This window comes from Streptomyces sp. NPDC033270 (genome assembly GCF_055576575.1).
Genome location: NZ_JBVIRA010000001.1, coordinates 86,260 through 108,539, shown reverse-complemented (window position 1 = coordinate 108,539; position 22,280 = coordinate 86,260). Strand labels below are relative to the sequence as shown.

19 protein-coding genes are annotated in these 22,280 nt (G+C 72.1%); 14 read left to right on the top strand and 5 right to left on the bottom strand.

Translation table 11 applies throughout. From position 1 onward, the window contains the following. Positions 1 to 109 precede the first annotated feature (109 nt). Positions 110 to 1,192 carry a hypothetical protein gene (locus tag ACZ5XZ_RS00495; protein WP_468972915.1) on the bottom strand — a complete coding sequence of 361 codons (1,083 nt, stop codon included), beginning with the start codon at positions 1,190 to 1,192 and terminating at the stop codon, positions 110 to 112. Positions 1,193 to 1,489: 297 nt separating this feature from the next. Between ACZ5XZ_RS00495 and ACZ5XZ_RS00490 the strand changes: the two genes are divergently transcribed. Beyond that, the gene (locus ACZ5XZ_RS00490) at positions 1,490 to 1,681 is read left to right on the top strand and encodes a DUF6381 family protein (RefSeq protein ID WP_384434988.1); all 192 of its coding nucleotides are present in this window, start codon (positions 1,490 to 1,492) and stop codon (positions 1,679 to 1,681) included. Between the two features lie 84 nt (positions 1,682 to 1,765). Here ACZ5XZ_RS00490 and ACZ5XZ_RS00485 read toward each other — a convergent pair whose 3' ends face one another. Beyond that, on the bottom strand, positions 1,766 to 2,566 hold the full coding sequence (locus tag ACZ5XZ_RS00485) for a caspase family protein (RefSeq protein WP_468972911.1): 801 nt from the start codon (positions 2,564 to 2,566) through the stop codon (positions 1,766 to 1,768). 260 nt (positions 2,567 to 2,826) lie between these two features. Here ACZ5XZ_RS00485 and ACZ5XZ_RS00480 point away from each other — a divergent pair, with 260 nt between their 5' ends. Genes ACZ5XZ_RS00480 through ACZ5XZ_RS00455 form a run of 6 tightly spaced genes read left to right on the top strand, consistent with a single transcriptional unit; the run spans position 2,827 to position 10,951 of the window. Further along, positions 2,827 to 3,657, top strand: a complete 831-nt coding sequence (locus ACZ5XZ_RS00480) for a DNA/RNA non-specific endonuclease (protein WP_468972909.1) — start codon at positions 2,827 to 2,829, stop codon at positions 3,655 to 3,657. 18 nt (positions 3,658 to 3,675) lie between these two features. Next, positions 3,676 to 4,614 (top strand): alpha/beta fold hydrolase, encoded by a 939-nt coding sequence (locus tag ACZ5XZ_RS00475; RefSeq protein ID WP_468972906.1) that lies wholly within the window; start codon positions 3,676 to 3,678, stop codon positions 4,612 to 4,614. Positions 4,615 to 4,621: 7 nt separating this feature from the next. Next, a complete protein-coding gene (locus ACZ5XZ_RS00470; protein ID WP_468972903.1) occupies positions 4,622 to 5,749 on the top strand; it encodes a hypothetical protein in 1,128 nt (375 codons plus the stop codon). Beyond that, a complete protein-coding gene (locus ACZ5XZ_RS00465) occupies positions 5,730 to 8,732 on the top strand; it encodes an ATP-binding protein (RefSeq protein ID WP_468972900.1) in 3,003 nt (1,000 codons plus the stop codon). The genes ACZ5XZ_RS00470 and ACZ5XZ_RS00465 overlap by 20 nt, the downstream gene beginning before the upstream one ends. After that, complete coding sequence (locus ACZ5XZ_RS00460) at positions 8,729 to 9,859, top strand: trypsin-like peptidase domain-containing protein (RefSeq protein ID WP_468972897.1); 1,131 nt, start codon at positions 8,729 to 8,731, stop codon at positions 9,857 to 9,859. Before ACZ5XZ_RS00465 ends, ACZ5XZ_RS00460 begins: the two co-directional genes overlap by 4 nt. 27 nt (positions 9,860 to 9,886) lie before the next feature. Next, a complete protein-coding gene (locus tag ACZ5XZ_RS00455) occupies positions 9,887 to 10,951 on the top strand; it encodes a trypsin-like serine peptidase (RefSeq protein WP_468972894.1) in 1,065 nt (354 codons plus the stop codon). 24 nt (positions 10,952 to 10,975) lie between these two features. Here ACZ5XZ_RS00455 and ACZ5XZ_RS00450 read toward each other — a convergent pair whose 3' ends face one another. From ACZ5XZ_RS00450 to ACZ5XZ_RS00440, 3 genes are read right to left on the bottom strand one after another with little or no spacing between them, the layout of a single operon-like run. Then, positions 10,976 to 12,013, bottom strand: a complete 1,038-nt coding sequence (locus tag ACZ5XZ_RS00450; RefSeq protein WP_468972891.1) for an ABC transporter substrate-binding protein — start codon at positions 12,011 to 12,013, stop codon at positions 10,976 to 10,978. Between the two features lie 38 nt (positions 12,014 to 12,051). Continuing rightward, entirely contained in the window at positions 12,052 to 12,927 is an 876-nt protein-coding gene (locus tag ACZ5XZ_RS00445; RefSeq protein WP_468972889.1) for an ABC transporter permease, read from the bottom strand. Next, positions 12,917 to 13,732: an ABC transporter ATP-binding protein gene (locus tag ACZ5XZ_RS00440; protein ID WP_468972886.1), complete on the bottom strand. Its 816-nt coding sequence runs from the start codon at positions 13,730 to 13,732 to the stop codon at positions 12,917 to 12,919. Before ACZ5XZ_RS00440 ends, ACZ5XZ_RS00445 begins: the two co-directional genes overlap by 11 nt. A 284-nt stretch (positions 13,733 to 14,016) precedes the next feature. Here ACZ5XZ_RS00440 and ACZ5XZ_RS00435 point away from each other — a divergent pair, with 284 nt between their 5' ends. The 7 genes from ACZ5XZ_RS00435 to ACZ5XZ_RS00405 all read left to right on the top strand — a co-directional run bounded on the left by ACZ5XZ_RS00435 (position 14,017) and on the right by ACZ5XZ_RS00405 (position 22,271). Continuing rightward, the gene (locus ACZ5XZ_RS00435; protein ID WP_468972883.1) at positions 14,017 to 15,693 is read left to right on the top strand and encodes a sensor histidine kinase; all 1,677 of its coding nucleotides are present in this window, start codon (positions 14,017 to 14,019) and stop codon (positions 15,691 to 15,693) included. Continuing rightward, positions 15,690 to 16,382 carry a response regulator gene (locus ACZ5XZ_RS00430; protein WP_468972881.1) on the top strand — a complete coding sequence of 231 codons (693 nt, stop codon included), beginning with the start codon at positions 15,690 to 15,692 and terminating at the stop codon, positions 16,380 to 16,382. Before ACZ5XZ_RS00435 ends, ACZ5XZ_RS00430 begins: the two co-directional genes overlap by 4 nt. A 165-nt stretch (positions 16,383 to 16,547) precedes the next feature. Further along, a complete protein-coding gene (locus ACZ5XZ_RS00425) occupies positions 16,548 to 17,231 on the top strand; it encodes a FadR/GntR family transcriptional regulator (RefSeq protein ID WP_393492750.1) in 684 nt (227 codons plus the stop codon). Between the two features lie 73 nt (positions 17,232 to 17,304). Then, positions 17,305 to 18,795, top strand: coding sequence for an amino acid permease (locus ACZ5XZ_RS00420; protein ID WP_468972877.1), 1,491 nt, complete (start codon positions 17,305 to 17,307; stop codon positions 18,793 to 18,795). Positions 18,796 to 18,821: 26 nt separating this feature from the next. Further along, positions 18,822 to 19,868: an asparaginase gene (locus ACZ5XZ_RS00415; protein WP_468972872.1), complete on the top strand. Its 1,047-nt coding sequence runs from the start codon at positions 18,822 to 18,824 to the stop codon at positions 19,866 to 19,868. 84 nt (positions 19,869 to 19,952) lie between these two features. Further along, positions 19,953 to 21,362: an aspartate ammonia-lyase gene (gene aspA / locus ACZ5XZ_RS00410; RefSeq protein WP_468972869.1), complete on the top strand. Its 1,410-nt coding sequence runs from the start codon at positions 19,953 to 19,955 to the stop codon at positions 21,360 to 21,362. A gap of 114 nt (positions 21,363 to 21,476) precedes the next feature. Continuing rightward, positions 21,477 to 22,271, top strand: coding sequence for a carbon-nitrogen hydrolase family protein (locus ACZ5XZ_RS00405; RefSeq protein WP_468972866.1), 795 nt, complete (start codon positions 21,477 to 21,479; stop codon positions 22,269 to 22,271). Positions 22,272 to 22,280: the final 9 nt, after the last annotated feature.

Below are 22,280 nucleotides of genomic sequence, written 5' to 3'. Positions count from 1 at the left end.
CGTACCTCCCCCCCCCCCCCCCCCCCCACCCCCCCCCCCCCCCCCCCCCCCCCCCCCCCCCCCCCCCCCCCCCCCCCCCCCCCCAGGGCGCCATGTGTACGGCGGCCGCTCATGCTCCGGCCGTGACCGGTTCCACCCGCCGCGGGCGGATCAGCAGCGCCGCCCCCGCGAGTCCCGCACTGACGATGGCCAGTCCCACCCCGACCACTTCGGGCCACATCGCGGTGTCGCCCAGTCCGCTGCCCAGTGGAGTCAGGACACCGGCCCGGGACAGTGCGTGCAGGGCGACGATGACCATGGCCGCGGCCGCGCTCACGGTCCAGACCATGGCGGTGTCGCGCATCGCCAGCCAGCCCGCCAGCAGCAGGTAGATGACGGTGATGGCCATCGAGAGTCCGGCGGCGGCCTGCGCGCCCTGCATGTGCGAGGAGTTCACCGGCAGATGGCTCAGACCGCACAGCGCCAGCGCGGCGGCCGCGGGCCAGCGCAGTACGGAGCGCAGCACTCCGGGCAGCGCGTAGCCGGGCGGCCGGGGCTCCTGGTGCGCGGCCTGCCACGCCGGGCCGCCCTGCGGCGCGTGGCCGGGCGGCTGCTGGGCCCAGGGCGGGCGGTGGGGGTGCTGCGGCGGGGCCTCGCGGCGTGCGGCGTGCGGCTGCCCGGCGTTGCCCAGGGGCCGTACGTCGGGGTCGAGGACGTGCATGGCCGCGGTGGGCTCCGGCTCCATGGGGCCACCGGGGCCGGGAGGGAAGTGGTCGGACAGGTGCGGGGAGCCGCCGTAGGGGTCGGCGCCGCCGAAGAGGTCGGCGCCGCCTTGCTTCGTGCGGTCGAAGAGCTCGATCAGCTGCGCGACCTCCTCCACCGACCTGCCCACCGCCGCGGCGCGCAGCGCGTCATGGCTCGATTCCACGGTGTTCGGGGCGGCTCGGAGCAGTTCGAAGAGCGCAGCGACTTCGCTCACCGGACGGGACACGACCGCCACTCGCAGGGCCTCGTCACCCGGGTTGGGAACGTCGTCGCTGCGCTTGAGCAGTTCCACAAGCGCGGCGACCTCCTCCAGGGGCCGGTGGGTGACTGCCTCGAACAGAATGGTGCGGGCCGAGTTCTTCTCAGGGGTGTCGGGCGGAATGTGCTCGCCGTGTTCTGTCGATGACAGTTCGGCGTCGCCCCCACAAAGTGCTGGTTCGGATGTCATGGAGGGTCTCCACTGAACGAGGAGAGCGTCAAACACCAGAAGCGCTGACACTCAGCGGACGTTGTGCTGCTGTGCTTCAGCCAACGTCCCTCTGGGCAGCCCCCGCCATTCAGGAAGGCCATCCGGTGGAGACACGCCGAGACGCCCGGGCGCGCCGCGGTCGGGGCGTTCCTACGATCCGGCTTCGTTGCGGCCGGCGGTTTCCGCGGCCGGGATAGTGGCCCTTCGAGGTGCCGACGGCCGCCGAGCCTGATTCGCTGGTATAGGCGACTCCCCTACACCGTGCGAGGACCGAACATGAATGCCTCAGGAGAATCACGCGCACGAATCCAGCAGATGCGTGACAAGGCCCAGGAATTGAAGGCGGCCGCGGAGCGCACCAGCGACCCGGACGAGCGGAAGCGGCTTCAGGAGAAGGCCCGCAGGCTGCAGTCCCAGAGTGAACAGGAAAGCATGATGCGGGGCGGGGACATCTACCCCGCGGAGTGAGTGGGCGACAGGTGAGTGCGGGACGCGGCCCGAGGGCCGCGTCCCGTCCGCGTGTGGCCCCGCGCGGGCGCCGGCGGTGCGCGCTCACACCGTGAAGGGCCGCTGCTCCAGGAACGCGTCGGCGGGCTGACCGGTCACATAGAGGTTGGGGATCTGGGTGCGCGGCATATTGCGCTGAATCTCGTCGTGGAAGCTGCGGTAGCCACCGCGGAATGCCCCGTTGTTCCAGACCTTCAGCAGAGTTCCGGTGAATTCCCCGTTGACGTCGCCGTCGGAGGCCAGCTGATCGTCCTGGCAGGCGGAGATGAGGAGGGCGTCGGCGGAGCGCTCGCGGCCCTTCCCCGCGGCGAGATCGCGCTGGATTTCCTGGAAGAACTCCTTGTCGCGCTGGTAGATCTCCTGCTGTTTGGGGACCGGCATAAGGCGTGCGTTCTGCTCGTCCCCGGCGGGCAGCTCGATGGCGGTGCCGCTGTGGCAGCAGTCGAGGAGGGCCAGGATGCGGACTCCCTGGGCGAAGCGCCCGAATTCCCGGTGCAGCTCGTCGTCGAGGAATTCGCGGTCGTAGAACACCAGGGTCTCGTCGAATGCGTCCGGCTCCTCGTCGCGGCCGTCGGTGTGGGGGACCTGGCCGCCGTGTCCGGAGTAGGTGAACAGCAGGATGTCGCCGCTCTTGAGGGCCTTGGCCGCCGCGCGCAGCTCGGCGGTGATGTTCCGCACGGTGCCGTCCGAGGTGAGCAGGGTCGTGTCGTCGAACCCGGCTCCATGGGCCAGCCGCGCCATGTCGTGCGCGTCGTTCTCGCAGGCGACGAGCCGGCCGTCCCAGCCGCCGTACCTGTCGGGATCGACCTGGTTGAGTCCGACGTGGAGGGAGAGGCCGGTCGGCATGGTGGTGCTCCTTGGAGACGGCGGGAGACGGGCAACGCCTGGATGCGTTCCGTGAGCCGTCGACCGCTGAACGCGGCGCGCTGCCCAACCGCCTGAACGGGCCCCTCCGGGCGGGTCGCCGGGCCCGCCCCGGCTGTTCGAGTGGCTTCCCGTGGGGCACCGATCGGAGGTCCACGCCACCGGGAACCGGTGGTCACATGATCCCATCAGATTCCCCGCGGTCGGGTGGGTCGACGGCCCGGATCGAGTCCCGGGATCCGTTGGCCGACCGAGCGGGCTACGACGAGAACTTCCTCGGCGTCCCCATCCCGCTGCCGACGCCGACCGGTCCCGATGTGCGGTCGGTGGTCCTGCCGTACACCCACTTCACCGTCCTCCTGCGCCCGGACCGGCGGATGGCGGCCGCCACCGCGGTGTGCATCGACGGCCGTCTGCTGGTGGAACACGTGCCCCGGGAGAGCAGCTGGCGCTTCGATCCGCGGCTGGACGAGCACCACCAGACCGGTGACGAGGTGTACCGCGACAACTCCCTGGACAAGGGGCATCTGGTGCGCCGGCTCGATCCCGTATGGGGCGAGGCCACGGAGGCGAACAAGGCCAACGCGGACACCTTCCACTACACCAACGCCGCCCCGCAGGCCGATGTCTTCAACCAGGGCAAGCAGCTGTGGCAGGGGCTGGAGAACTTCCTGCTCGACCACGCCGCGACGTTCGACCGCAAACTGACCGTGCTGACCGGACCGGTGCTGCACGACTCGGACCCGCCGTACCGGGGCGTACAGGTACCGCTGCGCTTCTGGAAGGTGGCGGCGTTCCTACAGGACGGATCGCTGGCGGCGACGGCGTACGTCCTGGACCAGAGCCCGGACCTCACCCGGGACGCCGAGCGGGCGCTGGCCGGCGCGACGCCGGGGACGCCGCCTCCCCTGGGCGCCTTCCGGACGTTCCAGGTGCCGGTGTCGGATGTCGTCGAGCTGACCTCTCTGGACCTCGGACCGCTGCCGGCCGCCGATCTGATGCCGGCCATGCGCGCCCCGGGCGAGCGCTGGAAGCGCCTCGCCTCCCACGACGACATCATGATGCAGCGCTGAGGCGCGGAGGGAAGCGCGATGCCACCCACGGTTGTCTACGTCCACGGAAACGGGAACAAGCCGCGCGCGGAGCTGCTCAAGTCCCAGTGGGACACGGCGCTGTTCGGCCGGGACATGGGTGCGGCGTCGCGGATGGCGTACTGGGCCCCGCTGCGGTATCCGGCACCGCTGCCCGACCTGCTGCCGGACCCGCTGGACGGCGGGCCGGAGCTGATCGAGGAGCTGCCGGCGCTGGCGGAGCGCGCCGAGGCCGAACCGCCCGAGGAGTTCGTGGCGCGGACGCTGGAGGAGGCGCGGCGGGAAGCCGGCGACCTCGGGCTGGAGGGGCGGGCCGGCCTCGAGGAGACCGCCCTGGCCGACTGGCTGCGGGACATGACCTACCTCGCGGACACGCTGGCCCACGCCGGTGAGAGCGAGGCGCCCGGCGCGGAGCTGCCGCTGGAGGCGCTGCCGCTGCCCCAGTCGGGCCGGACGGCGCTGTTCCGGCTGCTGGTCAAGCACGCGTTCCAGGACGTGCACGCCTACTTCTTCGGCGGGGCGGGTCCGGCGATGCGGCAGGTGGTCGCGCAGGCCCTGGACGGCCCGGACGGCGGCCCGCTCGTGGTCGTCGGGCACAGCCTGGGCACCATCATCGCCTACGAGGTGCTGATGGAGCAGGGGCGGGAGGTGGAGCTGCTGGTCACCGTCGGCTCCCCGCTGGCCATCTCGGAGGTGCAGGACCATCTGGCGCGGCCGCCGGCGGTTCCGGCGGGCGTGACCGCCTGGCGCAACGCCTCGGACCTGCGGGACCTGGTGGCGCTCGACCACACCCTGCGGCCCGAGTACGCGCCGCAGGAGAAGGTCACCGATCTGCTGGTCACCAACGACAGCCGGAACCACCACGGCGTCACCGAGTACCTGTCCCAGCGCCAGGTCAGGGAGCCGGTTCAGCGGATCTTCGACGACGGTGCGGGGTAGGTGCGACGTGCCGCTGGACGAAACGGAGTGGGACCTGGTCACCGACTGGGCGCAGACCTATCTGCTCGACAACGTCGAGCCGCACGCCCAGCTCGCCCAGCACGGCTTCCCCCCGGAGTTCATCGCCGCGCTGCCGCTGGGGCGCGTCAGCTCCGACAACGCCCGCGCCCTGGTGCACCAGTCGCGTACGGACATCCAGCGGCAGCTCAGGCTCGTCGAGGCGCTCACCAAGGAGGACCGGCTGCGGGTGCTGCCGCAGGTGAGGAAGGCCGAGGAGTTCCGGGACCGGCTGCGCGAGGACTTACGCGCCCACAACGCGCGGGACAACTTCCGCACCTGCGTCCTCAAGAACGGCACCGAGGCCTTCATCGACCGTGCGGACCTGCGGGAGACCCTGCGCCGGTTCATCGCGGACCCCGACAAGTTCATTCTGCTCGTCGACGGCGAGCCCGACAGCGGCCGGTCCTACACCTACGGCTTCCTGCGCCACATCGGACAGCACTGCGGATTCCGTCCGGTACGGGTCACTCTGTCGCGCACCTCCACCGCCGCCCGGGTCGTCCGGCGGCTGGCCGACTTCGTCGCCGATCCGCACGCCGGGGCCTCCCCGCTCGGCCCCACCGGCCTCGACGACCTGCTCCCGTCGATCGACGAGGCGGCGCACTGGGTGGCCGGGCGGGCGACCGCCGTCGAGGAGCGCCTGTGGCTGGTCCTGGACGAGTGCGACAAGCTCGACCCCAGCTCCGATGTGTGGGACTTCATCGGGCAGTTGGCCATGGCCATCTACGAGCACGCCGACGTACGGGGCGACGACGCGCCCCGGCTGGTGCTCCTGGGCTACGGGCCCTCGATGCCCGAACTCCCCCACGACCTGCGGGGAAACATCTGCCGGGACACCGCGCGGGTGGCCGAACCCGGCGATCTGCGGACCTTCTTCGACCAGGTCTTCCACGAGTCGCCGCCCGCGCTCCTCGGTAGCGGCGACGCCCGGGAAGCCACCATCGCCGAACTCGTGGACGTGGCCGTCGCGGAGGTGCTGCACGCCTCCGCCGCCCACGCCCGGCACGGCGAGAGCTATATGCGCAGGATCTGCACGGCTGCAGAGGGGGCCATCCGTGTCTACCGATCCCTCTGAGCAGGCGGCCGAACCGCCTTGCGACGTACGGGAGTTGTTCGCCACCCGGTTACGGGCGGCGCTGCGCACGGGCGAGGACCGGGCCCCCGATGTGCCCGCGGTCCGCCGGGCCTACCGGGAGGCGGCCTGTCTGCTGGCCCGCTTCGATCCCCGCCGGCTCAAGCTGCCCGGGGAGGAGCGGGCCACCGGCTCCGCGGCCCTGGAGCTGGTCGACGACTGCACGACCCTGGGCATGCCGGACCGGGCCGAGTGGGCCCTGGCGTCGGACGTCCGGGAGGAGGCGTTACGCGGGCTGGCCGGACCCGCGGCGGCCCGGCGGGTCCTGGAGTGCAACCTCGATCAGCTTCCCGCCGGGCCCGGACCGGAGCGTTTCGCGCTGGCCTTCCTGTCCGGCAGCCCGCCGGCCACCGACCGGATGTCCGCCGACGAACTGACCGACGTCCTCCAGGCGGTGCTGTGGCTGTCCCGAGTACCGGGCATGACCGGCCTGCCGGACACCGCCGAGCTGCAGCACTCCGTGGAGCGGGCCCGGCTGCTGGAGCCGCTGGAACGCCTGGTGCGGCGGCCGTTCAAGGGCCGGGACCGCGAACTGGCGGAGCTGCGGCGCTATGCCGGCCTGTCCGCCGTATCCGGGCAGCAGCCCCTCGACGCCCCCGCCGGCGGCCGCCTGGAGCCGGCACTGCCGCTGGTCATCCACGGCCCCGACGGCATGGGCAAGAGCACCCTCCTCGCCAAGTTCGTGCTCGACGGTGCCCACGGTCTCGGCGGCGGCTTCCCCTTCGCGTACATCGACTTCGCGCGGCCCACCCTCTCGCTCCGGGAGCCGGTCACCCTGATCGCCGAGGCCGCCCGGCAGCTCGGTGTCCAGTACCCGGCCCATCGCGCCGAGCTGGACGCGCTGGCGGACGAGTCCCAGCGGGTGGTCCGCAGCCAGCGTGAGGGGCAGGACCGGGTGACCCAGCTGCGGCAGCTCGCCACCACCCGGGCGGTGCTGGGGCGCCGCTCCTCCCAGCAGTTCCAGATGCTGGCCGCCGGACGGGAGACCGATCTGATCCGGCGGGTCGCCGACGTCCTGGTGCGGGCGGTCGCCGACGGCAAGTCCGACCCGAGTCAGCCGGACCCGCCGTTCGTGATCGCCGTCGACTCGTTCGAGGAGGCGCAGTACCGCGGCTCACCGGTGGTGGGACGGATGTGGGCGATCTTCCTCTCGCTGCAGAGCGTCTATCCGGGGCTGCGGTCCATCGTCTCGGGGCGGGCGCCGGTCGAGCATCCGGCTCGGGAAACGGCCCCGCTCGACATCGAACTCGGCGAACTCGCCCCGGAGGCGGCCGTCGACATGCTGATGTCCTGCGGGGTCGAGGACCCGGACATGGCGCGGGCGCTGGCCGACCGGGTCGGCGGCCATCCGCTCAGCCTGCGGCTGGCCGCCCGGGCCGCCACCCTCGCCGGGCCAGAGCCCGAGCGGACCTGCGAGCTGATCCGCAGCCTGCCCGAACGCCGCCGCGAGGTCTTCCGCCATGTCGACCAACTGCTCGTTCAGGGCATCCTCTACGACCGGATCCTCGGTCACATCGCCGACGAGGACGTCCGCCGGCTCGCCCACCCGGGCCTGGTGCTGCGGGTCATCACCCCGGAGGTCATCAAGGAGGTGCTCGCCGAACCCTGCGGGCTGCCGACGGCGACCACGGAGCGGGCCCGCGCGCTCTTCGACGAGCTGAGCCGCCTGGACATGGTCGAGCCGGCCGGCCCGGACGCCGTGCGCTACCGCGGCGACGTCCGCGCCATCATGCTGCGGCTGCCGGGCGGCGACCGTGCCGAGGTGATGCGGGCCGTCGAACGGCGGGCCGTCGACTACTACGCCGCACGCGACGGGCTGGAGGCGCGGGCCGAGGAGATCTACCACCGGCTGCGGCTGGACGAGAACCCGCGCTCGGTGGAGGAGCGGTGGCTGCCGGGCGTCGAACGGTATCTGGCCGGCGCGCAGCAGGACATGACGCCCCGGGCGGCCGGGCTGCTCACGGCCCGGCTGGGCGGTGGGACACCCGACCAGGTGGCGGCGGGCGCCGACCAGGAGGACTGGGAGCGGATCGCCGCCCGCGAGGTGGAGGACCTGCTGGCACAGGGGTTCGCGCAGGCGGCGTTCGAGCGGATCGGCCGGCGCCGGCCGTGGACTCCTTGCAGCCCGCTGCATGCGCTGTTCGCCGAGACGCTCGGCCGGCTCGGACGGCTGGCCGAGGCCCGTGCGGCCGTGGCGCAGGCCCTCGGTCCGGCGGAGCGCGCGGGGTGCGGGGAGCGCCATCTGGAGCTGCTGTTGCTCTCCGCCCGGCTCGCGGAGGAGGCCGGCGACCGCGAGAGCGCCGGCCGGGACCTGCGGGTGGCGGAGGACGTCGCGGTCGGCCTGGGACAGGACCTGGAGGCGATGGGCGCGCTGCTGGCGCAGGCGCAGCTGACCGCGGGCGACGGCGGCGCGGGCCTGGAGGTGGGTGAGCAGCTCGCCGAGCGGCTGCGGCAGCTGCCCGACCACGTACTCGCCGATCAGCCCGTCCTCGTGCGCGCGGTCGCCTCGCAGATCTACGAGCTGGAGCCCGGGGCGCTGGACCATGCGCTGGAGGTGGTGGGGCTGTCCGCCGACGACGAGACGCTGGACGCGCTCGGCGCGGCGATGCGCCGCGCGACGCTTCGGCAACCGGCGCTGCTGGGCGCCGTGATGAAGATCCTGAACGAGGCCGCGGGGCCGACCCGGCCGGAGGCGGGCGGCGCGCCCAGCAGCATCGCGGGCATCCTGCGGCTGGCCCGCGACCGCGGCACGCTCGACGAGCTGGCCCGGCGGCTGCTGGCCACGCCCGACGAGAGCGGGGAGATCGTCGCCGGTGTGGCGGCGGCCATGGGAGTGGGCAGCACGGGCCGCCCGGCGGCCGCCTCCCGGATCGTCCAGCACGCGCCGGTGCCCGGGCCGGCCCCGGCGGAAAGCGGTGAACGGTGAACACCTATCTCTCGTCCGACGAGATCCAGCGGCTGCTGGACGCCGCCGTGGAGACCGGACTCGCCGACCCCACCGTCCGGCCGCTGCTGCTCGACGGGATCATGCCCCGCTACCGCGGCACCCTGCCGCTCAACCCCGCGCCCGGCCGACAGGTGCGCTCGGATCTCAACGAGATGAACCGGGTGGAGCGGCTGGTGGACGGCTCGGTGCCGCTGGAGATCTGGCTGCGCAACGCGGTCGCCGAGACCACCGAGGCCGAGCCGCTCACCGTCTTCCAGCGGGCCCTGGACGAGGTGGCCCGCAAGGCGGGCGGTGAGCCGGATGTGCTGGCCGGCCTGCCCACTCCGGCGGAGATCAAAGAGGAGATCATCCACCGGGACGACACCGTCCCGATCGGCTTCCTGCGGGGCGGGGAGCTGGCCGGCGGTGCGGTGGCCCGGATCAAGGTACCGCCGTACGAGGGGGGTGCGCCGCTGCAGCCGAACGGGTTCCCGCACTCCGGCACCGGGTGGCTGATCGCCCCGGACCTGCTGGTCACCAACCACCATGTGGTCAACGCCAGGGCCGGGACCGGCACGGGGCGGCCAATGGCCGACAGCGCGGACCTGTGCCTCCAGGCCCGGCACACCACCGCCCGGTTCGACTTCGACACCGACGAGGTGGAGACGGAGGAGGCCACCGTCAGCGAACTCGTCGCCGCGGACGCCGCACTCGACTACGCGGTGCTGCGGCTGGCCCCCGGCCCCGCCCGGCCGGTGCTGAGGCTGGCGGACAGGCCGCTGGCGGTCGCCCGGGGCGACTACGTGGCCGTCAACATCATCCAGCATCCGGGCGGCCGGCCGAAGCGGGTGGCGCTGCGCAACAACCTCGTCTACGAGGCGGACGAGCAGGACGTCCGCTACTTCACCGACACCCGCGGCGGGTCCTCGGGCTCGCCCGTGCTGACCGACGACTGGAAGGTGGTGGCGCTCCACCGCGGCACGCGGCGGGTGGAGAACGTGCAGTTCCAGGGCAGGAGCACGGCGTTCGTCAACGTCGGCACCCAGATGCGCAGCGTGATGCGCCATCTGGAGACCACCAGTCCCGGTGTCCATGCCGAGATCGCCGCGGCACAGGCAGCGGTCTAGCGGGGGCCACAGTCCAAGGAGGGCAAGATGCACAGAGGGAGCAGATCACCGGTCGCGGCCGGGCCGCAGCAGGTCTTCTCGGACCTGCGGGAGGTCGCGGCGCGGGTGCGGGACGGGCTGTCCTGGGAGATCCCCGAGTCCCTGGAGGAGCTGCCGGCGGACGAGCTGCCGGCCGGGCAGATCTCCCAGTTCGCCCAGCAGGAGCGCACCCGGGTGCTGTCGGCGGGCGTCAGCGGTCTGGAGAAGCTCGCCGAGGGCCGCGACGACGAGATCAGCGACGACGAGTCCTTCGGTATGGAGGCCATCGTGCTGTTGGAGGGCCGGCCCGCCATCCTGGTCCAGAACCACGACTTCGCGCCGCAGCAGGGTGACTGGGCGGTGCTCGACGGGCACCGGGCGGCGATCCGGGAGTCGCTGGCCCGGGTGGGGCGGGTGGAGCTGACCGGGCACATGAGTCTGGACTGGCTCGGGACGGCGTTCCTGGTCGGCCCGGACGTGGTGCTGACGAACCGTCATGTGGCGGCGGAGTTCGCCCGCGGCGGCGGCGCCGGCTGGACCTTCCAGCCGGGCGTCAGCGCCAACGTCGACATGGGTGAGGAGTACGGCGGCGCCGAGCCCGGTGGCGGCCCCTCCTTCGACGTCGTGGAGATCCTGGGCATCCACGAGGATGTCGATCTGGCGCTGCTGCGGGTCGCGCCGCCGGACGGCGGCGACGCGCTGCCCGCTCCCCTGGCGGTGGCCGCCGACGCGCCGGGCGATCTGCCCGGGCGTCCGGTGTACTGCGTCGGCTATCCGGCGTACGACGGCCGGCGCAACGAACCGGAGTCGATGCGCCGGATCTTCATGGACGTCTACAACGTCAAACGGCTCCAGCCCGGCACCGCCACCGAGCTGGTGCCGGACCGGAACGTCATCAAGCACGACTGCTCCACGCTGGGCGGCAACAGCGGCTCCCCGGTCATCGACCTCAGCGACCACCGCGTGCTCGGACTGCACTTCGGCGGCCGCTACGGCTTCGGCAACTTCGCGGTCCCGCTGTGGCAGTTGGTCGACGATCCGCTGCTGGGCCGGGCGGAGATCAACTTCGTCTGACCGGGGGCGCGTGCCGCCGGCCGGTCAGCCCGCCTTCTTGACGAATTCGGTGGTGTAGGTCTTCTTCAGATCCACCGTGGCGTTCTTGAGGTTGGGGTTGAAGGACTTCAGGACCCGCTCGACGGTGGCGGGGCCGTCGGCCGGCATCACCCCGTCCTTGGTGAACATCGGCAGGGTGTCCTTGATGGCCTGGACGTAGAGCTGCTTGCCGCCCTGCGCGTAGTCGGACGGCATCTTCGCGGCGATCTGCTCGGGGGTGTGCGCGGACATCCACTTGAGGGTCCTCACCAGGGCGTTGGCCAGCTTCTGCACCTCCTTCTTGTGGCTGTTGACCCAGTCGGTGCTCATGTAGAGGCTGGAGGAGGGGTACGGGCCGCCGAGCGCCTCCTTCGAGCCCTCGGGGGTGCGCATGTCGATCAGGACCTTGCCGAGTTTCTTGTCCACGATCTGCGCGGCCGTCGGATCGGTCGTCATCCCGCCCTGGATCGAGCCCTGCTGGATGGCGGAGAGGAAGGTCTGGCCGGCGCCGACCGCCACCGGCGTGAACTCGTTGGTCTGCACGCCGTTCTTTACCGCGAGGTACTTGGTCAGGAAGTCGGTGGACGAACCGAGGCCGGTGACGCCGAGCTTCTTGCCCTTGAAGTCCTTGGGCGAGGTGAGTTCGCCGGCCGCCCGGTTCGAGACGACCTCGACCTCCCCGGGGGCGTGCGCGAGCTGCACCACCGATTCCACCTGCTTGCCCTTGACCTGCAGATCGAGGGTGTGGTCGTAGAAGCCGACGACGCCCTGGACGTCGCCGGAGACGAGCGAGGTGGTGGCCTGCACGCCGGCCGGTTCGGTGAGCAGGGTGACGTGGATGCCCTCGTCCTCGAAGTAGCCGAGTTGCTGGGTGAGTCTGGCGGGCAGATAGATGACCTTGTCGAGGCCCCCCACCATGATCTTGATCTTGCCGTTCCCGCCGTCGGCGGAGGTCGTCGCGCCACCGCCACCGCACGCGGTGAGGGTGGTCAGGGCGAGCAGGGCGGCGGCCGCGGCGGCCGGGAGCTTGCGGTGCGCAGGCATGGTGACGTCCTTGGAGGAAGGTGGTGGGATACGGGAGTTCAGCGGCTGGTGGCGTCGGCCGGCTTCCAGCGGAAGAGCCGCCTTTCGAGGAAGGCCAGCAGCCCTTCGGCGAGCAGCGCGACGACGGCGAGGATCGCCATGGCCGCGTACACACCGGCCGCGTTGAAGGTGCCCTGCGACGCCGAGACCAGCAGGCCGAGGCCCTTGGTCGCGCCGATGTACTCGCCGACGATCGCGCCGATCAGCGCGAAGCCGAAGCTGACATGCAGGCTGGTGAAGATCCATGAGGTGGCGGAGGGGATGACGACCCGCAGCGTGACCTGGCGGCTGCTCGCGCCGAGGATCCGGGCGTTGGCGACCAGGTTGCGGTCCACCTCCCGGGCGCCCTGGAAGGCGTTGAAGAAGACCGGGAAGAAGACCAGGACCACGGCGGAGGCGACCTTGGAGGCCGGTCCCAGGCCGAACCAGATGAGGAAGATGGGGGCGAGCACGATCCGCGGCAGCGCGTTGAGCACCTTGATGTAGGGGCCGAGGACATCGGCGAGGAAGCGGATCCGGCCGAGCGCGATGCCCAGCACCACCCCGCCCGTCACCCCGATGACCCAGCCGAGCAGCGCTTCGTAGAGCGTGTACCAGATCTGCTCCCACAACGAGCCCTGCGGGGTGCCGTGCAGCGCCCACTGGGTCGTCTGGTCCCAGATCTTCGAGGGCATCGAGAAGTTGAAGGGATCGATCACGGCGGCCCGGGCCAGCCACTCCCACAGGGCGATCAGCCCGACGAACAGCAGCACCCGCGCGCCGTGGACCAGCAGCCGGTGGTTGCGTGCGGTGCGCGCCCGCTCCCGCGAACGGTCGCCTTCCGCACCGGACTTGGTCATCCCGGCGCGCCGCGCGGGGACGGTCTCAGGCGGCATCCGCGGCACCCCTCTCGCGGGTGATCCGGACCTCTTCGCCGAGCGAGGACCAGATCTCCCGGTAGATCTCGATGAACCGCGGCTCCAGCCGCACCGACTCGACCTGACGGGGGCGCGGCAGATCGACCTCGAAGACCTCCTTGACGGTCGCGGGGCCGGCGGTCATCACCACGACCTTGTCGGCGAGGGCGATCGACTCCTCCAGGTCGTGGGTGACGAAGACGACGGAGGCGCCGGTCCCCGACCACAGTTCGAGGAGCTCGTCCGACATCAGCGCCCGGGTCTGCACGTCGAGTGCGGAGAACGGCTCGTCCATGAGCAGGAGTTCGGGGTCGTTGACGAAGGTCGCGGCGAGCGCGACCCGTTTGCGCTGACCCCCGGAGAGCTGATGCGGATAGCGGTCCTCGAAGGCCGCCAGACCGACCCGGGCCAGCCATTCGCGCGCCCGCTGCCGGGCCTCGGACTTCGGTACGCCGCGGAAGCGGGGGCCGGCCATCACGTTCGACAGCACGGTGCGCCAGGGGAAGACCGCGTCCTGCTGGAAGACGAAGCCGATCTTCTCGCCGATGCCGCGGACCGGTTCACCGGCGACCAGCACATCGCCCTCGGTGGGCTCCTCCAGCCCGCTGATCAGGGTCAGGGTGGTGGACTTACCGCACCCCGTGGGGCCGACCACGGCGACGAACTCACCGCGCTCGACGACCAGGTCCAGATCCCGGACGGCGGTGTGCGGCGCCCCCGACGGAGTCCGGAACGTCTTGCTCGTTCCCCGCAGTTCGATAGCGGGGCTCGTGTGGCTGCTCATGGCCCGGGAGGCTAGGAGTGATCCGGGCCACAGCCCGCCTTGTGGGCACAAGCTGCCTTTCTGCGCGCAAACCCTGTTGTGCTCGTTTTGCTCACACTAGAAACGACAACTGCAACACGGGGGGTGGGCAGTTGCTCACGAACGGCTCATGTTGCGGAGGTTGCGGCGTAGGGTCTGACCGATGGGTCAGGGCCTGAGCGGCCCGGTCATGACCCATCGGACAACCCCTGAGGAGAAGGCGTCGGTTCCGCGAGGGCGCGGAGGGCCCGAGACGAGGGAGACCCATGCGGATCCACTGGCCCCGGCGCGTCTTCGCGCAGGTGCTGACGGCACAGGTGACCCTCACCGCCGGCGTGTTGGTGCTCGCCACCAGCCTGTTCCTCGCCCCGCTCAGCTCCGAGCTGGACGACCAGGCGATGCGGCGGGCGCTGTCCATCGCGCAGACCGCGGCCGCCGATCCGGACCTCGCACCCCGGCTCGTCGCCACCGAGCCGGATGCCCGCGGCCCGGTGCAGGCGGAAGCGGAGCGGATCCGCAGGGCGACCGGGGCGCTGTACGTCGTGGTGATGGACACCCGCGGGGTGCGCTGGTCGCACACCCGCACCGCCGAGATCGGCCGGCATGTCTCCACCGACCCGAGCCGCACCCTGGCCGGTCAGGAGGTGCGGCAGATCGACACCGGGACGCTGGGGCGTTCGGCCCGCGCCAAGGTGCCGCTGCGCGACGCCCGCGGCCGGATCGTCGGCGCGGTCTCGGTCGGCATCGCCTACGACAGCGTCCGGGGGCGGCTGCTGGGCACCATCCCCACCGTGCTGCGGTATGCCGGCGCGGCACTGGCCGTCGGCGTGCTGGCCGCGGTCGCGCTCTCCCGCCGTCTGCGCCGCCGTACGCACGGTGTGGCGTTCGCCGACATCTCCGCGCTGCTCGACGAGCGCGAGGCGATGCTGCACAGCATCCGCGAGGGCGTGGTGGCCTTCGACCGGCGGGGCAGGATCCGGCTGGTCAACGACGAGGCCGGGCGGCTGCTCGGGCTCGGTGCGGGGGCCGCGGGACGGGCGTTGGACGAGGTGCTGCCACCGGGCCGGACGACGGAGGTGCTGGCCGGACGCGTGGCGGGAACGGATCTGCTGGCCGTGTGCGGTGGCCGGGTGCTGATCGCGAACCGGGTGCCGACCCGGGACGGCGGGGCCGTGGTGACGCTGCGGGACCGCACCGAGCTGGAGCTGCTGGGCCGTGAACTGGACAGCACCCAGGGGTTGTTGGACGCGCTGCGGGCCCAGGACCACGAGCACGCCAACCAGCTGCACACCGTGCGCGGACTGCTGGAACTGGGCCGGCACGACAAAGCGGTGGAGTTCGTCACCGAAGTGGCCGGCGCCCACCGGGCGTCCGCCGAGCAGATCGCCGAGCGGGTGCACGACCCGCTGCTGTCGGCGCTGCTGGTCGGCAAGGCGGCCGTCGCCGCCGAGCGCGGGGTGTCGCTGCGGGTGTCGCCCTCGACGCTGCTGCCCGATGCGGTCGTCGACCCGCGCGACCTGGTGACCGTACTGGGCAACCTCCTCGACAACGCACTGGACGCCACCGCCGGGCGCCACCGCGAGCAGCCGTTCGTCGAGGTGGAGCTGCGCGCCGAGGGCACCACGGCCGTGCTGCGGGTCTCGGACACCGGGCCGGGAGTGCCGCCCGAGCTGCGGGAGCGGATCTTCGCCGAGGGCTGGACCACGAAGGCCGCGGTGCCGGCCCGGGGCGACCGGGCCGCCAGGGGGCCGGTGGCCTTCCAGCGCGGCCGGGGCATCGGCCTGGCGCTGGTGCGCCGGCTCGCCGAGCGCCACGGCGGGATGGCCCGGGTGACCGCCCGCGCGGGCGGCGGTGCGGTGTTCACCGTCGTCCTGCCCGACGCGCTCGCCACGGCACTGAACGGCGAGGAGAGCACCCCCACGACGATCGGCACGGCGAGATGATCGATGTCCTGGTCGTCGACGACGACTTCCATGTCGCCGAGATCAACGCCGCGTACGTCTCCCAGGTGCCCGGCTTCCGCGTCACCGGTCGCGCCCACACCGCCGCCCAGGCCCTGGCCGCCCTGGAGCGCACCCCGGTCGACCTCGTACTGCTCGATCACTACCTCCCGGACGAGACGGGTCTGGCCCTGGTGCGGCGGCTGCGGCAGCTGGGCCATCGCGCGGACGTGATCATGGTGACGGCGGCCCGTGATGTGAACACGATCCAGGACGCCATGCGCTCCGGTGCGCTGCAGTACCTGGTCAAGCCCTTCGGCTTCTCCGGACTGCGTGCCAAGCTCGACGGCTATGCCGCGCTACGCCGCACGGTCGAGGGGGTGGGCGGCCGCGGCGAGGCCGGCCAGGAGCAGGTCGACCGGATCTTCGGTGCCTTCCGGACCGTCGGCTCCCCGCACACCGAGCTGCCCAAAGGCCACTCGGCGGCCACCGTCGACCTGGTCCGGCGCGTCCTGGACGAGGCCGGGCACCCGCTGTCCGCGCACGAGGTCGCCGAACGCTCCGGCGTCAGCCGCTCCACCGCCCAGCGCTACCTCAAGCATCTGGAGCGCAGCGGCCATATCGCCCTGACGCTCAAATACGGCGACACCGGGCGGCCCGAACACCGCTACCAGTGGGCGGACGCACAGTGAGACCGCCGGGTTGCCGACTGTGACCAGGTACGACGTACGCCCCGGGCAGGACTTCGGCGAAGCGCGTCACACCCCTTGACAGCACCCCCCGCCGGACTCGACGATCCCGGGGTGAACCTGTCAGACAGCCAGACAGCTGGCGATGTGCCCCGGCGGGTCAGTGCGATGGAAGCGGTACTGAACCATCTGCGCGGCGCCATCGAGCGGGGCGACTACGCGGTCGGGGAGAAGCTCCCCTCGGAAGCAGAGCTCTGCCGTCGCCTGGAAGTGAGCAGACCCGTGCTCCGCGAGGCCCTGCGGGCGCTCCAGACGATGGGGCTGACGGTGTCGCGCACCGGCAAGGGCACCTTCGTCGTCTCCGACGGCGCGGTCGCCGACCCCACCTTCGGCGACTACGCGGCCAGCGACCTCCTCGAAGTACGCCGGCATGTGGAGATCCCGGTGGCCGGGTACGCGGCGGTGCGCCGCACCCCCGAGGACCTCGACCAGCTCGGTCACCTGCTGGAGCGGATGGAGCGGGAGACCGACACCACCGCCTGGGTCGCCATGGACACGCTCTTCCACCTCGCCATCGCCCAGGCGGCCCGCAACCCGGTCTTCCGGCGGGTGATCGAGGAGATCCGCGATGCGCTGGCCCGGCAGTCGGCCTTCCTCAACGAGCTCGGCGGACGGCGTGAGCAGGCGAACCGGGAGCACCGGGCGATCGTCGAGGCGCTGATCGACCAGTCCGAGCACGATGCGGCCGAGGCCATGGAGCACCACCTGGCACGCGTCGAGTCGACGCTGACCACCATCGTGCGGCCGCCCGACCGTACGAGCCCTTCCACAGGAAATGAGGATCACGCGTGAGCCACCGCAGCGAGATCACCATGGCAAGGTGCGCGTCTCGCGCAGCCGAGGCCGAGCGAAGCGAGGTCCCGGCATGAGCGAGCAGCACCTCCGGACGGCGCAACCGCAGCCCGAGCAGCGGACCGAGCCTCGGCACGTCGACGCGGGAGACGTCGGCTACAGCAAGTCGCTGAAGTCCCGGCACGTCAACATGATCGCCATCGGCGGCGCGATCGGCACCGGGCTGTTCCTCGGTGCGGGCGGCCGGCTGGCCGGCGCCGGGCCCTCGCTGGCCGTGGCGTACGCGGTCTGCGGTGTCTTCGCCTTCCTCGTGGTCCGCGCGCTGGGGGAACTGGTGCTGCACCGCCCGTCCTCGGGCGCCTTCGTGTCCTACGCCCGGGAGTTCCTCGGCGAGAAGGGGGCGTTCGTCGCGGGCTGGATGTACTTCCTGAACTGGGCCACCACCGGCATCGCCGACATCACGGCGGTGGCGACCTACACCCACTACTGGGGCATGTTCTCCGACATCCCGCAGTGGGTGATCGCCCTGATCGCGCTCGCGGTCGTGCTGGCCGTGAACCTGATCTCCGTGAAGATCTTCGGTGAGCTGGAGTTCTGGTTCGCGATCGTCAAGGTCGGCGCGCTGGTCGTCTTCATGCTGATCGGCATCTTCCTGCTGGTCACCCAGCACCCGGTCGCCGGCCACTCCCCCGGTCCCTCCCTGATCACCGACAACGGCGGTGTCTTCCCCACCGGGACGCTGGCGATGCTGCTGGTCGTCCAGGGCGTCGTCTTCGCCTACGCCTCGGTCGAACTGGTCGGTGTCACGGCGGGTGAGACGGCGGAGCCGGAGAAGGTCATGCCCAAGGCGATCAACTCCATCATGTGGCGGGTGGGCGTGTTCTACGTCGGCTCGGTGGTCCTGCTGACGATGCTGCTGCCCTGGAACGCGTACTCGGCCGGCGAGTCCCCCTTCGTGACCGTGCTATCCAACGTGGGCGTGCCCGCGGCCGGCGGCGTGATGAACCTCGTCGTGCTCACCGCCGCGATGTCCAGCCTCAACTCCGGCCTCTACTCCACCGGCCGCATTCTGCGCTCGATGGCGATGTCCGGTTCCGCGCCGCGGTTCACCGGCGTGATGAGCCGCACCCATGTCCCCTACGGCGGCATCCTGCTCACGTCGGGGGTCTGTGTGCTGGGCGTGGGCCTGAACTACGTCGTGCCCAGCGAGGCGTTCGAGATCGTGCTGAACTTCGCGGCGATCGGCATCCTCAGCACCTGGGCCATGATCATGCTCTGCCATCTGCTCTTCTGGCGGAAGGCGCAGGCCGGGCGGCTCGTCCGCCCGAGCTACCGGCTCCCCGGCTCCCCGTGGACCGAGATCGTCACGCTGGCCTTCCTGGCCATGGTCCTGGTCCTGATGTGGGCCGACGGCGGCGCCGGCCGGACCACCATCCTCTCCCTGCCCCTGATCGTGGCCGCGCTGGTCGGCGGCTGGTTCCTGGTACGGGGCCGGGTCGGGACCGTACGGGATGCGGCGGGGCGTCAGGACGCCGCGGACACCCACCACACCGACAACCCCTAGAGCACCGAAAGCACCGAGAACCGATCATGAGTCAGAGCACCACCCTGCCGCGCCGCGCTCCCCAGGCACCGCCCGAGGTCCGCGAACCGGCCCACGCTCCCGTCGCCCATGTGGTGCGCGGCGGCATCGTCGAGGGCGTCCACCACGGATCGGTGGTGGTCCTGGCGGCCGACGGGAGCGTGGCGTTCCAGACGGGCGACATCGAGGCCGCCTTCTACCCGCGCTCGGCGCTCAAGCCGGTCCAGGCGGTCGGCCTGCTGCGCGCGGGGCTGCCGCCCCTGGACGACGAGGCGTTGGCGCTGGTCGCGGCCAGCCACTCCGGCGAGGAGCGGCACCTGGCCACCGCCCGGCGCATCCTCACCACCGCCGGTCTGGCCGAGGACGACCTGCGCAACGTCCCCGACCTGCCGTACGGGAGCGCCGTACGGGACGAGTGGATCGGGCGGGGTCTCGGCCCCACCCGGCTCGCCCAGAACTGCTCGGGCAAGCACGCCGCCATGCTGCTGACGGCCCGGACCCGGGGCTGGCGGCTGGCGGACTACCTCGACCCGCAGCACCCGCTTCAGCGGGAGATCGCCGCGGCCGTCGAGGACCTCACCGGTCAGGGCGTCGCCCGCGTCACCGTCGACGGCTGCGGCGCGCCGCTGTTCGCCGTCTCGCTGCACGGCCTGACCCGGGCCGCCGCCCGCCTGGCGACCGCCGCTCCCGGCACCGACGAGGGCCGGGTCGCCCACGCCATGCGTGAGCACCCCGAGCTGGTCTCCGGGAGCGGACGGGACGTCGCCCGGCTGGTGCGGGCCGTCCCGGGGCTGCTCGCCAAGGACGGCTTCGAGGGCGTGCAGATCGCGGCGCTGCCGGACGGGCGGGCCGTCGGCGTGAAGATCGCCGACGGTGCCGACCGCGCCCGGATGCCCGTGACGGCGGCGGCTCTGGGCCGCTGCGGGATCGATCCCGAGGTCCTGGCCCCCTTCGCCGCCACACCGGTCATCGGTGGCGGCGCCCCGGTCGGGGCGCTCCGGGCGGCGGGCGCGCTCGCCCCACCGGCCGCCGACACCCTGCCCACCTCCTCCTGACACCACGTCAACTCTCCGTGGGCCGCGCCCACTCACCCCTTACGGCGCCCGTCGCCTCCCACCTCGCAAAGGACCACCCGCACCATGACCGCCGCAGCCCACCGCCGCGAACACGATCTGCTCGGCGACCGCGAGATACCCGCCGACGCGTACTGGGGCGTGCACACCCTGCGCGCCGTGGAGAACTTCCCCATCACCGGTACGCCGATCTCCGCCTACCCGCACCTGATCAACGCGCTCGCCGCCGTCAAGGAGGCCGCCGCCCGCGCCAACCAGGACCTCGGACTGCTCGATGCCGAGCGGGCCGACGCCATCGCCGCCGCCTGCCGCGAGATCCGGGCCGCCGGCCGGCTGCACGACCAGTTCATCGTCGACGTCATCCAGGGCGGTGCCGGCACCTCGACGAACATGAACGCCAACGAGGTGATCGCCAACCGGGCCCTGGAGATCCTGGGCCACGACAAGGGCGACTACCGCCATCTGCACCCCAACGAGCACGTCAACCTCAGCCAGTCGACCAACGACGTCTACCCGACCGCGGTGAACGTGGCCACGATCAGCGCCGTACGGGAGCTGCTCGACGCGATGACCGTGCTGCGCGAGGCCTTCGCCGCCAAGGCCGAGGAGTTCCGCGACGTCCTCAAGATGGGCCGTACCCAGCTCCAGGACGCGGTGCCGATGACGCTGGGCCAGGAGTTCTCGGCGTACGCGGTGATGCTGGAGGAGGACCAGAGCCGGCTGGCCGAGGCGGTACTGCTCATCCACGAGATCAACCTCGGCGCCACCGCCATCGGCACCGGGCTCAACGCGCCCAAGGGTTACGCCGCGGCGGCCCGCGACCACCTGGCCGCCCTGACCGGCCTGCCGCTGGTCACCGCCGCCAACCTCGTCGAGGCGACGCAGGACTGCGGGGCGTTCGTCCATCTCTCCGGCGTCCTCAAGCGCATCGCCGTCAAGCTCTCCAAGAGCTGCAACGACCTGCGGCTGCTGTCCTCCGGCCCGCGCGCCGGCCTCGCGGAGATCAACCTGCCGCCGGTGCAGGCCGGTTCGAGCATCATGCCCGGCAAGGTCAACCCGGTGATCCCGGAAGTCGTCAACCAGGTCGCCTTCGAGGTCATCGGCAACGACGTCACCATCACCATGGCCGCCGAGGCGGGCCAGCTCCAGCTCAACGCGTTCGAGCCGATCATCCTGCACTCCCTCTCGGAGAGCATCACCCACCTGGGCGCCGCCTGCCGCACCCTCGCCGAGCGCTGCGTGGTGGGCATCACCGCCAACACCGAGACCCTGCGCGCGAGCGTGGAGAACTCCATCGGGCTGGTCACCGCCCTCAACCCGCACATCGGGTACACCGCCGCCACCGCGATCGCCAAGGAAGCCCTCGCCACCGGGCGCGGGGTCGCCGAACTGGTCCTGGAGCAGGGGCTGCTCCCGGCGGAGCGGCTCGCGGCCCTGCTGCGCCCGGAGGAGGTCGCGGGGACGGGAACCCGGTAGCCCCTCCGATGCCGCAACGGCCCGGCCCGCGCTCCCGGGGTCGGGCCGTTCCCGTACGCGGTTCGGGCAGGATGGGCACAAGGGAAGCACGAGGGAAGAGGGAAGAGAGATCGCATGCGTATCGCGCTGTGCCAGATGACGGCATCGACCGACCCGAAGGAGAATCTCGCGGCGGTGGCGGACCAGGTGCGCCGCGCGGCCCGCGAGGGGGCGCGGCTCGCGGTTCTTCCCGAGGCCTCCATGGTGCGCTTCGGGGTGCCGCTCGGGCCGGTGGCGGAGCCGCTGGACGGGCCGTGGGCGGAAGGTGTGCGCTCCGTCGCCCGTGAGACGGGGGTGACGGTGGTGGTGGGCATGTTCACCCCGGCGCCCGACGGGCGGGTCGCCAACACCCTGCTGGCCACCGGGCCCGATGTCGAGGAGTCCTACGACAAGATCCACCTCTATGACGCCTTCGGGTTCCGGGAGTCCGACACGGTCGCGGCGGGCACGCGGGTGGTCACCATCGACGTCGACGGGGTCCGGGTGGGCCTGGCGACCTGTTACGACCTGCGGTTCCCGGAGCTCTTCCGGGCCCACGCCGACGCGGGGGCGACGGTGTCGGTGCTGCCCGCCGCCTGGGGCGCGGGACCGGGCAAGCGCGCGCAGTGGGACCTGCTGGTGCGGGCCCGCGCCCTGGACGCGACGGTGTGGCTGGCGGCCGTCGGCCAGGCCGCCCCGGACCCGGCGGCCGATCCGGAGGCACGCACCAAGGCCCCGACCGGCGTCGGGCGCAGCGTGCTGGTCGGCCCCGACGGGACCGTCCGCGCCCAGCTGGGCAGCGCGCCGGAACTGCTGGTCGCCGACGCGGACATCGAGGAGACCGAGCGGGTGCGACGGGCCGTGGCCGTGCTGGACAACCGCCGGCTGTAGGGGCGCTCC